The 13,067-nt window shown below is 64.5% G+C and carries 10 protein-coding genes; 6 read left to right on the top strand and 4 right to left on the bottom strand.

What is annotated here, in order from left to right; translation table 11 throughout:
• Positions 1-140: 140 nt before the first annotated feature.
• From V5279_RS40225 to V5279_RS40210, 4 genes are all read left to right on the top strand, one after another.
• On the top strand, positions 141-1,019 hold the full coding sequence (locus V5279_RS40225; RefSeq protein ID WP_338692362.1) for an AraC family transcriptional regulator: 879 nt from the start codon (positions 141-143) through the stop codon (positions 1,017-1,019).
• Positions 1,020-1,091: 72 nt separating this feature from the next.
• Positions 1,092-1,904, top strand: coding sequence for an amidohydrolase family protein (locus V5279_RS40220; protein ID WP_338692361.1), 813 nt, complete (start codon positions 1,092-1,094; stop codon positions 1,902-1,904).
• Between the two features lie 24 nt (positions 1,905-1,928).
• Positions 1,929-2,726, top strand: a complete 798-nt coding sequence (locus V5279_RS40215) for an enoyl-CoA hydratase/isomerase family protein (protein ID WP_338692360.1) — start codon at positions 1,929-1,931, stop codon at positions 2,724-2,726.
• A gap of 142 nt (positions 2,727-2,868) precedes the next feature.
• Complete coding sequence (locus V5279_RS40210; protein ID WP_338692359.1) at positions 2,869-3,624, top strand: SDR family NAD(P)-dependent oxidoreductase; 756 nt, start codon at positions 2,869-2,871, stop codon at positions 3,622-3,624.
• Positions 3,625-3,699: 75 nt separating this feature from the next.
• Here the strand turns inward: V5279_RS40210 and V5279_RS40205 are convergent, their stop codons facing one another.
• From V5279_RS40205 to V5279_RS40195, 3 genes are all read right to left on the bottom strand, one after another.
• On the bottom strand, positions 3,700-5,181 hold the full coding sequence (locus V5279_RS40205) for an aldehyde dehydrogenase (RefSeq protein ID WP_338692358.1): 1,482 nt from the start codon (positions 5,179-5,181) through the stop codon (positions 3,700-3,702).
• Between the two features lie 119 nt (positions 5,182-5,300).
• Positions 5,301-5,768, bottom strand: coding sequence for a TlpA disulfide reductase family protein (locus V5279_RS40200; protein ID WP_338692357.1), 468 nt, complete (start codon positions 5,766-5,768; stop codon positions 5,301-5,303).
• Between the two features lie 72 nt (positions 5,769-5,840).
• Positions 5,841-9,146: an efflux RND transporter permease subunit gene (locus V5279_RS40195; RefSeq protein ID WP_338692356.1), complete on the bottom strand. Its 3,306-nt coding sequence runs from the start codon at positions 9,144-9,146 to the stop codon at positions 5,841-5,843.
• A gap of 509 nt (positions 9,147-9,655) precedes the next feature.
• On the opposite strand from V5279_RS40195, the gene V5279_RS40190 reads away from it, so the two are divergent.
• On the top strand, positions 9,656-10,621 hold the full coding sequence (locus V5279_RS40190; protein WP_338692355.1) for an IS110 family transposase: 966 nt from the start codon (positions 9,656-9,658) through the stop codon (positions 10,619-10,621).
• Positions 10,622-10,876: 255 nt separating this feature from the next.
• Here the strand turns inward: V5279_RS40190 and V5279_RS40185 are convergent, their stop codons facing one another.
• Complete coding sequence (locus tag V5279_RS40185) at positions 10,877-11,488, bottom strand: gamma-glutamylcyclotransferase (RefSeq protein ID WP_338692354.1); 612 nt, start codon at positions 11,486-11,488, stop codon at positions 10,877-10,879.
• A 155-nt stretch (positions 11,489-11,643) separates the two neighbouring features.
• Between V5279_RS40185 and V5279_RS40180 the strand changes: the two genes are divergently transcribed.
• Positions 11,644-12,831 carry a DUF2125 domain-containing protein gene (locus V5279_RS40180; protein ID WP_166299362.1) on the top strand — a complete coding sequence of 396 codons (1,188 nt, stop codon included), beginning with the start codon at positions 11,644-11,646 and terminating at the stop codon, positions 12,829-12,831.
• The last annotated feature ends 236 nt before the right edge of the window (positions 12,832-13,067 follow it).

Genomic DNA, 13,067 nt, shown 5'->3' with positions numbered 1-13,067 from the left:
GAAGAGCCGACCTGGGGCTGATGCGAGCTTCATCGCGAACCAATGGGCTACGTTCTACGCCGGCGGCTTTGCGCTTAAACTGCCGCTACGGAGGTGTATGATAGATCAGTCGTAAGTGCATTCAACAGCGAACCAAGAAATTGCCGATCAAGCGTCGAAAACTGATGACCGTTAGTCCAATCAAAACGGACAAAGGCGAAGACAGCGTCTTCGCCCGTCCCTCGTTCTACGCTGAATTCGCACCGCGCGACGATCAGGCCGCCTTTGTGGACTCGATCTATATCCTGAAAGACCGGGGGCGGCTGACGGAAAGCCGGATATCATTCGCTTCCCCGCTCAAGGAGCTTGCCTTCGTATTCCGGGAAGGCGATTCGGCCGGCAAAGTGGTCTTCAACGAGCCGAGCCTCGATTGCAGAAGAAAAGGAAGGGCGTTCTTCGGTTGGATCGTCGGCGTCAAGTTGAAACCGAATTGGCCGGGAACGCCGAGCGTCCACAATCCGACGATCGTCGCGTGTCGCGATGCGCTGGCGCGAATCGTCCGGGACAGTCCATCGTGCTTTGACATCCTCGACAGCGTGGATCTAATGTTACTCGCGCTCGCGCGGAAGGCGAGGCCCCCCTCGATTCCAGGGTGCGACCCGCTGGATGCGCCGCATGGTCGGGTGAGCGACCTGGCGGGCCATGTCGGTAAATCGGTCCGGACGGTGCAGAGGCGAGTGCGAACGTCGACCGGTTGCCCGCCCAAGCGTTTTCTTGCCGTGCAGCGCTTCCGTCGCTCGGTCTACGAAATCGCGGCCGGAGGCGATGGTCTGTCGGGGATTGCATCTGATCTCGGATTTTCCGATCAGGCCCACCTCACCAGAGAGTTTCGGCGACACGCCGGTGTCACGCCCGGGGCGTTCCGGCAGGCGTGGGGCAGGCCCCGTGCGCAGGCTGTCCGATTTCTTCAAGACGCCGAACGATCCTCGCGTCTAGTGATGGCGGTGTGGCCACTCGGGACCACGACCGAGTCCGGTTGAGCAGGTTCGCCTTTCACGCTGGCAGGTCGCGGGCCGTCGCCTCGGTCCATTGTAAGACGCGGGCAGCTCAGAATGATCATCGACGCCTGGATGCAGCATCCGAATCCCGCGTGGATCGGGGATCCGATGTTCGAGTCGTTGCGCCGGTGGAGACCCGGCAAATGGTCGGAAACGGCGCCCCCTATCGGAGACACGCTTGCCGAGATGGATCGTGCAGGCGTTTCTATGGGCATGCTCTGTGGCTGGCACGGTCCGGGCGGGCCGATAATCAGTAACGACGAGGTCGCCCAACACTGCCGGGCTCACCCTGACCGCTTCGTCGGAATCGCTTCGGTCGATCTCTTCCGCCCGATGGACGCGGTACGAGAGTTGAGGCTGCGCGTGAAGAGAGACGGCTTCAAGGGACTGCGCGTTCTGCCTTGGGTGTGGGGGCTGCCGCCGGAGGATCGCCGGTACTATCCTCTGTTCGCGGAGTGCTGCGAACTCGACATCCCGTTCTGCACGCAGGTTGGACACGCGGGGCCTCTGCGCGAATCCGAACCGGGACGTCCCATTCCCTATCTCGATCGTGTCGCGCTCGAATTTCCCGAGCTTCGTATTCTCGGCGGCCATATCGGCGTCCCGTGGCTCGGCGAGATGTTATCGCTGGTCATGAAGTACCCGAACGTCTTCATCGACACGTCGGCCTACAAGGTTAGCCGCTACCCGCCCGACCTCGTCGCGTACATGCGGGCCAAGAAGAGGCATCGGGTTCTCTTTGGGTCCAACCATCCCTTTTGGCCGGCTGGTGAGTGCATCGCCGGCCTCGCCGACCTCCAACTCGGCGTCGACGCCCGTTCGGCATTCTTGACCGAAAACGCGCGGCGTCTGTTCAAGCTCGCCTGATCTTTCGCAACCATAGGATGACCGATGCCCTGGATCATTGAACGCAAGCACCCGCACGTTGCCGTAGTGACAATGAACACCAACAAGGTCAATGCGCAGAATCCGGCTTTCTTCGCCGACCTACACGCGGCGTTTGATCGCCTGGAAACCGAGTTCGCCGATTGCGCCGTCGTGTTGACCGGATCGGGCGCGGTGTTCACGGCAGGTCTCGACTTTGATCATCATTTCCCGATGTTCGCGCGCCAATCTATCAAGGAGATCGATGCTTGGTTCGACGAATATCGTGCGACGAACCTCCGTCTCTTCACGTATCCGAGGCCGACGGTGGCTGCGCTCAACGGCCATGCCTATGCAGGTGGATTCATCACCGCGATCGATTGCGATCACCGGATCGCCAGCGAAGGTCCGCTGCAGTTCGCGCTGAACGAGGTCCCCATCGGCATTCCGATGCCGGCTGTCTACTGCGAGATCATCAAGCATGCGATCGGTCCGCGATCGGCTTTCGAATTGACGCTGTTTGGTCAGGTTTACGATCTCGCCGCGGCGACGCGACTGGGCATCGTCCAGCAGACAGTCGCGCCGGACAAGTTGCTCGATGCGGCCGTCGCTTGGGCGGCGTCGGTACCGCCGGATTGCTACATGGCCTACGCGTTCTCGAAGCGCGCGCTGCAGGCGACCACAATGACGGCGATCGATGCCGCCGCGCGGCTCGACCGGGACCTGCTGTCGCGCGGCATGTCGGATCTCGGAAGCATTCGCGCCCACACCCGACGCTACAAGGAACTGAAGGGCAGGGACGTGACCTGGCCGCTACCCGCCTAGGCCACCAACCCGATGCTTGCATTGCCGAGCACGGGTGGCAAGGTGATGCCGCACAATGACATTCAGGCGCAATTTTGCCGGCTCCGTTGAAACGTGTATCCTTGACCCTGAGTGTTGCCGTTCGTGTGAACGAGGGGAAGCTATGGACCTCAACGGAAAAGTCGCATTGGTCACCGGCGGGTCGGGTGGAATTGGAGAGGCGATTGCCAAGGCTCTCGCCGCCGCCGGTGCGGACGTTGCCGTTTCCTACGTAGCGGAAGCGGCGCGCGCGGGTGAATTGGTCGAGGCGTTGCGGATGGCTGGCCGGCGCAGCCAGGCGGTGCAGCTTGATCAGCGGGATCCTCAATCGATCGATGCGTGCGTCAAAGCCTTGGCCGGCCATTTTGGCCGGATCGATATTCTGATCAACAACGCCGCGTGGAACGTCGGCATCCCGTTCAAGGAGCTCGACGCGCTAACGCCGGAGATCTGGGATCGGATTCTTGAAACGAATCTTCGCGGACCATTTCTGCTCGCACGGGGTTTTGCCTCTGAACTTCGGCGGCACAAGGCAGGTCGCATTGTCAATATCGCGTCAATTGCCGGGGTTGCACCAGGTGGCAGCAGTATCGCTTACGCGGTCAGCAAGGCGGCATTGATCCATCTTACGCATTGCCTGGCAGTTACATTGTCGCCCGAAGTGACCGTCAACTGTGTCGCCCCCGGCTTGGTCGAAGGAACGCGCATGGCCGAGCGCGTGCCCGAAGCAATGCGGCAGATGGCGCGCGCCCAGTCAGTGCTTGGACGAACCGGAAGCGTCGATGACATTGCCCAGCTCGTGGTGGCTTATTGCCGAATGGACAGCGTGACGGGACAAACGATTGTCGTGGACGGCGGAAATCCGATGGCTATGCATTAGCTTTCCTGAGGTGTTCGGACTGCGACTCGGTTCACCCCCGATGGGAGAGGTGAACCGAAGCGAGAAAACGCGCGCTCACCGCATCACGGATGGATTGGCCGGCACGTCCGTCGCGGTCGAGATCCAGACGCTCTTGGTCTCCTGATATTCGCGCACCGCGTCGATGCCGCTCTCGCGGCCGACGCCGGAGAACTTCATGCCGCCGAACGGCATCATGTAGCTGATGGCGCGGTAGGTGTTCACCCAGACTGTGCCGGCGCGCAGCTGCTTCGGCACGCGGATGGCGCGCGCGAGATCCTTGGTCCAGATGCCGGCGGCGAGGCCGTAGATCGTGTCGTTGGCGATCCGGACGGCGTCTTCCTCGGTGTCGAAGGAGATGATCGACAGCACCGGCCCGAACACCTCCTCGCGGGCGATCCGCATGGTGTTGTCGACATCGGTGAAGATGGTCGGCTCGACGAACTGGCCGCCCTTGATGCCCTCGCCTGTGGCCGGCTTGCCGCCGAGCAGGCAGCGCGCGCCCTCGGCCTTGGCGATGTCGATATAGTCGAGCACCTTCTTGTATTGCGCCGGGGTCGTGATCGGGCCGACATTGGTGTCGGATTTCATGGGATCGCCGATCTTGGCGGACTTTGCCAACTCCAGCACCCGCGCGACGAACTTTTCCTTGATCGAGCTCTGCACCAGAAGGCGCGAGCCCGCGATGCAGGTCTGGCCGGTCGCAGCGAAGATGCCGGAGATCGCGCCGGCCGCTGCCGCCGTGAGGTCGGCATCCTCGAACACGATGTTGGGCGACTTGCCGCCGAGCTCGAGCGAGACGCGCTTCAGGCTCTTGGCGGCGGTCTCGTAGACTCTTGCGCCGGTAGTATCCGATCCCGTGAAGGTGATCTTGGCGACGCCGGGATGTGAGATCAGCGCGGAGCCGGCCTCGGGCCCGAAGCCGGTCACCACGTTGAAGATGCCGTCGGGAATGCCGGCTTCCTTGGTCAGAGCTGCGAATTCCAGCGTACTCGCCGAGGTGAATTCCGACGGCTTGACCACCACGGCGCAGCCGGCCGCAAGCGCGGCGGCGCATTTCCAGGCGACAAACAGCAGCGGCGAATTCCAGGCGGTGAGCGCCGCGACGACGCCGACCGGTTCATGCGTCGTGTAGGCGAAGGTATCCGCCTTGTCGATCGGCACCAGGCCGCCCTCGAGCTTGTCGACCAGCCCGCCGAAATACCACCACCATTCCGGATGGTAGCGCAGCTGGCCCAGCATCTCGGCCATCAGCTTGCCGTTGTCACGCACCTCGATCTCGGCGAGACGTTCCGCGTTGGCGGCGACGAGGTCGCCGAGCTTGCGCATCACCTTGCCGCGCGCCGACGCCGTCATCTTCGCCCACGGGCCGCGCCACATCGCCTCATTGGCGGCCTTCACCGCCTTGTCGGCGTCGGCGGCCGAGCCGCGCGGGATCTTCGCCCAGGCCTCGCCGCGATAGGGATCGATCGTGTCGAACCATTCGCCGTTGGCGGGGTCGACATACTGGCCGTTGATGTACAGCTGATAGGTCTTCATGAGGTCCTCCCGCAAGGCGATGGTTCTGGTTGGCGCAACGGTATCACGCATTTCGCGACGCCGTCACAACGCTGCCGCGTGCAAGGGCTGCGCATAGGTTGCAGCCGGGCGGGGCGGCGTCAGCCGCGCGGCGCGGCGAGCTCGGCTGCGATGATCGCGCCGAGCGCCATGTCGCTCTGCTGCCCAAAGCCGTGATGCACGATGTTGCCGTCGCGGCCGATCAGGATGCTGGTCGGCGTTCCCTGCATGCCGTAGCGCTGCATGGTGACGGGGATCGGCGTGCCGTCACCGGCCTCGTCGACGCCGATCGGAAACGTCAGCCGGTACTCGTGGACGAAGGCCTCCAGCGCGACCTCCGTCATCGCCGCGTGGTGCTCGAACACGGTGTGCAGCCCGATCACCTGCAAATCCGAATGCTTGAACAGCTCGAACGCGCGCTGGGTCTGCGGCGTGCCGTGGGCGACGCAGCCGGGGCACAGCATCTGGAATGCGTGCAGCAGGACCGGGCGGCCGCGCAGCGCCGCCAAGGTCAGGGGTTCGCCGGTGTTGAACCAACGCGACGCGGCGATTTCCGGAGCTGGACTCACAGATTGGTTCCTTGCGCCTGCCACCTCGCGGCAGGTTGGCAAGACCAGCGCGGGTCTGTCAACGATGGCAGGTCAGGACGGGCTCGCCGCAGCCCGCCGTGCGCGGCGCGCGGCACGCCGCCGCTGGCTCCAGAGCCTGGCGCGGTCGAGATAGAGATAGACCACCGGCGTGGTGTAGAGTGTCAGGATCTGGCTCAGGATCAACCCGCCGAAGATCGCGATGCCGAGCGGCTGGCGCAGCTCGCTGCCTTCGCCGAGGCCGATCATCAGCGGCACCGCGCCAAACAAGGCGGCGAGCGTCGTCATCATGATCGGGCGGAACCGCATCAGGCAGGCTTCGTAGATCGCGTCGCGCGACGACAACCCGCGCTGGCGCTCGGCGTCGAGCGCGAAATCGATCATCATGATCGCGTTCTTCTTCACGATGCCGACCAGCAAAATCACCCCGATCATGCCGATGATGTCGAAATCGGTGCGCGACAGCATCAGCGCCGCCACCGCGCCGACGCCGGCCGAGGGCAGCGTGGAGAGGATGGTCAGCGGGTGGATGTAGCTCTCGTAGAGCATCCCGAGCGAGATGTAGATCGTCGCCAGCGCCGCGAGGATGAGAAACAGCTCGTTCGCCAGCGCCTGCTGGAAGATCTTCGCGGAGCCGGCAAACCCGCCATTGATGCCCGCCGGCATGCCGAGCGCGTGCATCGCGTTCATCGCGTTCTCGATCGTGGTGGTCGCGGTGCTCAGCGACGTGCCCGGCGCCAGGTTGAACGAGATGGTGCTGGCGACCAGAAGATCCTGGTGGTTGACGGCGAGCGGCGTCACGCCGTGCTCGAAGCGGGCGACGCTGGACAGCGGAATCATCGTCTCCGCGCTGGTCGAGACCGCGGTTCCGGTCGAGGCGACGCCCTTGCCGGTGGCGCCGATCGAGTTGGTCGCCTGGTTGCGCACGACATTGGCGGCGACGGAGCTGACCGAGCTCTTCTGCGACGACGAGGCGACCGTTCCGGCCACCGCGTTGGTTGACTGCGTGCCGCTCGCCGATCCGCCCGAGGTCGAGATATAGACCTCCTTCAGGGTCTGCGGGTCCTGCGAGAAGCGCGGCGCGACTTCCATGATCACGTGATACTGGTTGCGCGCGACGAAGATGGTCGAGACCTGGCGCTGGCCGAACGCGTCATACAACGTGTTGTCGAGCTGGGCGACCGTGATCCCGAGCCGGGAGGCGGCGTCGCGATCGATGATCAGATTGGCCTGCAGCGCCTTGTTCTGCTGGTCGGTGTTGACGTCGGCCAGCGTCGGCTCCTTCTGCAGCGCCGCGACGAGCTTCGGCGTCCACTCGTTCAGCTCCTCGAAGGTCGAGCCCTTCAGGGTGTATTGATATGCCGCGTTGCCCGAACGGCCGCCGGCGCCGAGATCGCCGATCGATTGCAGGAACAAGGTGGCGCCCGCCACCGTCGCGAGCGGCTCGCGCAGCCGCTCGATCACCTTGTCGGCGCGCAGCTTGCGCTGGTCCATCGGCTTCAGCGAAGCGAACACCGTGCCGGTATTGGTGCCGCCGCCGGGACCCACGCCGCCGCCGCCGGTGAAGCCGACCGCGGTGTCGACCGCCGGATCGGTTTTGACGATGTCGATGAACTGCGTCAGCTTCTGCTGCATCAGCTGGAACGAGGTGCTCTGGTCGGCCTGGATCGAGCCGATCAGGAGCCCGGTGTCCTGCTGCGGCACGAAGCCCTTGGGCACGACCGTGTAGAGATGCACGTTCAAATAAAGCGTGCAGCCCAGGATCAGCATTACCAGCAGTGGATGGCGCAGCGCGAGGCCGAGCGTCGCGCGGTATCCGTTCAGCATCAGCTCGAGGACGCGCTCGTTGATCCGGTAGATCCGGCCGTGCGGCTGGCCTTGCTCCTTGCGCAGCAGCACGGCGCACATCATCGGCGTCGTCGTCAGCGAGACCACCAGCGAGATCACGATCGCGATCGTGATCGTCATGGCGAATTCGCGGAACAGCCGGCCGACCAGGCCGCCCATCAACAGGATCGGCACGAACACCGCGATCAGCGACACGCTCATCGACAGCACGGTGATGCCGACCTCGCGGGTGCCGACCAGCGTCGCCTCCAGTCGCGACAGTCCGGCATCCATGTGGCGGGTGATGTTCTCCAGCACCACGATGGCGTCATCGACCACGAAGCCGGTCGCCACCGTCAGCGCCATCAGCGAGAAGATGTCGAGCGTGTAGCCGAGCATGTACATCACGGCGAAGGTCGCAATCAGCGACACGCCGACCGCCACCACAGGCACCAGCGTGGCGCGCGCATTGCGCAGGAACGCGAACACGACCAGGATCACCAGCGCGACGGCGATCAGGAGCGTGATCTCGACGTCGTGCAGCGAGGCGCGAATCGTCTTCGAGCGGTCCATCGCCAGCGTGATGTCGATCGCGTTCGAGACCGAGGCCTTGAGCTGCGGCATCAGCCCCTTCACACTGTCGACCATCTTGATGATGTTGGCGCCCGGCTGCCGGTACACGATCATCACGACCGCCGGCTTGCCGTTGGAAAGGCCGAGCGTGCGGACATTCTCCACGGAATCGATCACGTCGCCGACGTCGGTCAGACGCACCGCCGCGCCGTTGCGGTAGGCGACGACCAGCGGCCTGTAGTCCGCCGCCTTCCTCGCCTGGTCGTTGGCGTAGATCTGGTAGCGCTGGTCGCCGACGTCGATGCCGCCCTTCGGGCTGTGGGCATTGGCGCTACTGAGCGCGGCGCGGACGTCCTCGAGCCCGATGCCGTATTTGTAGAGCGCCGGCGGGATCAGCTCGACCCGCACCGCCGGCAGCGAACCGCCGCCGACCGAGACCTCGCCGACCCCCTCGACCTGCGACAGCTTTTGCGCGAGCACGGTCGAGGCGGCGTCGTACAGCTCGGCCGGGGTCAGCGTATCAGAGGTCAATGTGTAGATCAGGATCGGCGCCGAGGCCGGGTTGAACTTGCGGTAAGTCGGGTTGGCGCGCAGGTTGGTCGGCAGATCGGCGCGCGCGGCGTTGATCGCCGCCTGCACGTCGCGCGCCGCGCCGTTGATGTCGCGCTCGATGTCGAATTGCAGCGTGATGCGTGCCGAGCCGAGCGAAGACGTCGACGTCATCTCGGTGACGCTGGCGATCTGGCCGAGGTGCCGCTCGAGCGGGCTCGCCACGGTGGCGGCGACGTCGGCCGGGCTCGCGCCGGGCAAGGTCGCCTGCACCATGATGGTCGGGATGTCGACGTCGGGCAGCGGCGACACCGGCAGCTTGAAGAACGCAATGATGCCCGCCACCACCAGCCCAAGCGAGAGCAGCGTGGTGCCGACCGGCCGGCGGACAAAGGGTGCGGAGAGGTTCATTGCATCAGCGAGCGACGTTTGCGGCTCAGCTTCTATCCGTCCGCGCCGCGATGCAAAAGCCTAAATGTCACAGGGCGCTGCCACACCCCTGCCGTGATTTGCCGGATGGACCGCGCCGCGCGCCGAAAAAGCGCGATCTGGCAACAACCAGTTTACAAAGCCCGATCGATGCAGGTGATGGAGAGGGTATCGCAGCAACGGCTGCGCGGATGATTTGCGTAGGATGGGTGGAGCGAAGCGATACCCATCACCTCACTGCGCGGATGCAATTGATGGGTATCGCTGCGCTCCACCCATCCTTGTATTAGCGCGCTGGGTTAGACTGGCCTCGTTCCGTGAGGAATGGCCCCGCTCGGGTGGCCGCCCGGGCTGGGCCGCTGATCGATCGGATCGTTACCCATCGAAGCCTTGAGGGCTGTTATTCGTAGCAAGATCGCGATCGGCACTTCATCGGGACCCGCATGGTTGAACGAACTTTAGGTTCGCATCACAAGGGAGGGTCGAGGAAGATGGCCAAGCGTACCACAATCTGTGCCGGGATCGATACCGGCAAACGGAAGCTCGACGTGGCGCTCGATGACGGCTCGGAGCAGCTGCAGGTGGAGAACACGGCGGAAGGTTACAAGACGCTGTTGGAGTGGCTTGGGCGCCATAAGGTCAGGCGAATTGGGATCGAGGCGAGCGGTGGCTATGAGCAGCCGGTCGTCGTCGAGCTGCGGCGCAAGCGGTTTGTCGTCGTGGTGTTCCAGCCGGCGCAGGTGCGTGCCTATGCCAAATACCGCGGGCAGCGTGCCAAGAACGATCGGATCGATGCCGCGCTGATCGCCGCATGCACCGCTGCGGTCAAGAAGATCCACCCGGCACCCGATGCAAGATTGCCGCCCTTGGCCGGGCATCTGACGCTGATCGATCAGATCGGAGAAGATATCGCGCGGTTCAAGAACCGGCTCGAGAGCTGCCGCGACGCGCGTATCCAAAAGCTCTGGAAGGACGACATCGCCCGTCTGGCCAAGCGCGAACGCGTCGAGTTCAAGGCTCTGGTGGCAGCGATCCGCAAGCAGCACGATCTCGCCGCTCGGCTCGACCTGATCTACAGCGTCGGTGGGGCCGGGCTGCCGACTGCGGTCTCCGTCCTGGTCCGGATGCCCGAGATCGGCCAGGTCAGCCGCGAGCAGGCCGCAGCACTTGCGGGCCTTGCGCCTTATGACGACGACAGCGGCGAACACATCGGCGCTCGTCACATCGACGGTGGACGCAAACGTCTGCGCCATGCGCTCTATGCTGCGGCGCTGGCGGCGTCTTTCCGCTGGAATCCGCAGCTCATGGCCCTGTACAAACGATTGATCGCCGCCGGCAAAGGCCACAAGCGTGCCCTGATCGCCTGCGCCAGGAAGTTGCTCATCTTCATCAACACCGTGGTGGCCCGAGCGACCCCTTGGCAAGCTCACTTGCCAGTCGTCGCCCCGGCGACCTGAAGCGTTTCTTTGTTCGATCGGGGCACCGTTTCTTCGTCCCGACCTGCCGTCACAAGGACGCCGCGCACAGCGGCCGTCAAGGATGGCCGTCGCTCAAATGCTGCCACATCCCACCCTCGACAGGCCACGCCTTGATGGCCGCGAGCACGGCGTCAGTCTCAACGGCGATCGGGCAATTCAATCGCACACAACCGAAAGAGCTAATGGTTGCTACGAGATCGGCCTGGTTCATCAATGCTGCCGGCCCACCGCGCCTCAGCGCGGATCAACCCCGCCCGTCGCACGCGCGTCGCGATGCAGCGTCGCGCCCGCATCATGCAGCATCACCGCCAGCTGATGCAGTGGCTGATCGCGAAAGCCCTGCTGCTCGATCGCGGCGACCGTCGAGAGCACGTAGTCGCGGTTGTTGCCGGAGCGGCCGTGGCCCTGCTGCACCAGGCGCAGCTGTTCGGCCAGCGACAGCCGCCCGGCATATTGAACATGGCCGCGATCGACCACATAGGCCAGCGCACTGACGCGATCGCGCGCCGTGTTCTCCAGCCACACCGAGCGCATCACCTCGCGATAGACATTGGTGGTCTGCTCGCGCGCCCGCAAATAGGCGATGGTGTCGTGGCGCAGGCGGGCGGCAACGCGGAACGCGATGCCGCGGCAGGCGCCGCCGCGGTCGAGTCCGAGCACCAGGCCGGGCTTCTCCGGCGTGCCGCGGTGGTCGAAGGAATAGACGCAGAGTGCGCGATGTTCGCCGATCAGCCGCGCCGGCACCTGCTCGAGGTACTCGAAGCCCGGCTTCCACATCAGCGAGCCGTAGCCGAACACCCAGAGGTCGCCGTCGGCGGTTTCGGAGTTGAGGGGATTTGCAGCCATTGCACCGATGGGCTAGCAGAACACGCTGCCCAAGCGAAGCAAATTCCGTGATGTTTCCAAGGGTTGATCAAGGCTTGCTCAAAGGGTTGCGCAAGGCTTGTTCAGGGCTTGCCGCCGCTTAGATTTTGACAAATTCGCCCGCCAAAGGACGCCGCATGTCCGATTTGACCTCCGCCCCCCGCCGCCGCTCGCGCTTCGGCCTCTATGCCGTCCCCGTCGCGGTCCTGATCGCCGCGGTCGCGTGGAGCGGCTTCTGGTTCTTCGCCGCCTCAGAGGTCGGCGTGCAGGCCGATGCCTGGCGCGCGCAGGAGGCGAAGGCCGGCCGGGTCTATGATTGCGGCAACCGTTCGGTGGCGGGTTACCCGTTCCGCTTCGAGGTCCGCTGCACCGATCCGAGCGTGATGCTTGTGTCGCAGACCGCCTCGCCGCAGATGGCGTTCGTGGCGCGGCTGGCCGAGATCCTGGTGGTGGCGCAGGTCTACGATCCCAAGCGCGTGATCGCCGAGTTCAAGGGACCGGCGACGATCGCCGAGCGCAACGCGCAGCCGACGCTGCAGGTCAACTGGAAGCTGGGCCGCAGCAGCGTGGTCGGCCTGCCGGCGGTGCCGCAGCGCGCCTCGCTGGTGTTTGACGATCTCGCGATCGACCGGATCGGCGGTGTCGCGCCGATCCCGGTGGCCCACGTCAATCACATCGAGCTGCACGGCAGGCAGGTCGACGGCTCGGCGCCCGACAATCCCGCGATCGAGACCGTGCTGCAGATATCAGGCGGCACCTTGCAGGAGGTGCACCCGCTGCTCGCCCAGCCGTTCAACGCCGACATCCATGCGCGGCTCAACGGGTTGAAGGATTTCTCACCAAAGCCCTGGCCGGATCGCTTTCGCGAGATCCAGGCGGCCGGCGGCAGCGTCGAGATCCAGCAATCGCGGATCGAGCAGGGCGATGTCGTCTCGGTCGCGGCCGGCACGCTGCGCCTGAACGCGCAAGGGTTGATCGAGGGCGAGTTGCAGATGACGGTCGCCGGCCTCGAGCGCGTCATCCCTGCGCTCGGCATCGACAAGATGCTGGAGGAGGGCGTGCCGCAGGCCACGCTCGACCGCGTCGCGCCGGGCGTGAAGAGTCAGGACCTCAAGGGTCTGTTCGGCGCGCTGGATCGCGCGATTCCCGGCCTCGGCAAGGTGATCAAGCAGAACGCCAATGCCGGCATTTCCGCCGGCATCAATTCGCTTGGCACCGAGGCCTCGCTCGAAGGCAAGAAGGCGCGCAGCTTCCCGCTGCGCTTCGCCGACGGCGCGGTGTTTCTGGGGCCGCTGAAAGTCGGACAGATTCCGCCGCTGTTCTGAGCGTATGGACGTTGTGAAGCTCCGTCATTGCGAGGAGCGACAGCGACGAAGCAATCCATCGCTCCGCATATGCGGCGCGATGGATTGCTTCACTTCGCTCGCAATGACGGAGCTAGTTAGCAGGTCGAAGTAACCTCGTAGGGCGGGTTGGGCGAAGCCGTAACCCGCCGCGCAAACCCACCAGGATGGCGGATTACGCTACGCTAATCCGTCCACCACACCGGGCGCACTCCTTA

The sequence above is a fragment of the Bradyrhizobium sp. 26S5 genome, assembly GCF_036923295.1.
Taxonomy (GTDB): domain Bacteria; phylum Pseudomonadota; class Alphaproteobacteria; order Rhizobiales; family Xanthobacteraceae; genus Bradyrhizobium; species Bradyrhizobium septentrionale.
Note: the sequence above shows the minus strand (reverse complement) of the source record. Positions and strands in the feature narration are given on the sequence as shown.

Bases quoted from the DNA above. Each gene is read 5' to 3' on its own strand.
- V5279_RS40185 (WP_338692354.1), bottom strand. From the start codon at position 11,488: ATGGCTGCAAATCCCCTCAACTCCGAAACCGCCGACGGCGACCTCTGG.
- V5279_RS40205 (WP_338692358.1), bottom strand. From the start codon at position 5,181: ATGAAGACCTATCAGCTGTACATCAACGGCCAGTATGTCGACCCCGCC.
- V5279_RS40210 (WP_338692359.1), top strand. From the start codon at position 2,869: ATGGACCTCAACGGAAAAGTCGCATTGGTCACCGGCGGGTCGGGTGGA.
- V5279_RS40220 (WP_338692361.1), top strand. From the start codon at position 1,092: ATGATCATCGACGCCTGGATGCAGCATCCGAATCCCGCGTGGATCGGG.
- V5279_RS40180 (WP_166299362.1), top strand. From the start codon at position 11,644: ATGTCCGATTTGACCTCCGCCCCCCGCCGCCGCTCGCGCTTCGGCCTC.
- V5279_RS40195 (WP_338692356.1), bottom strand. From the start codon at position 9,146: ATGAACCTCTCCGCACCCTTTGTCCGCCGGCCGGTCGGCACCACGCTG.
- V5279_RS40215 (WP_338692360.1), top strand. From the start codon at position 1,929: ATGCCCTGGATCATTGAACGCAAGCACCCGCACGTTGCCGTAGTGACA.
- V5279_RS40190 (WP_338692355.1), top strand. From the start codon at position 9,656: ATGGCCAAGCGTACCACAATCTGTGCCGGGATCGATACCGGCAAACGG.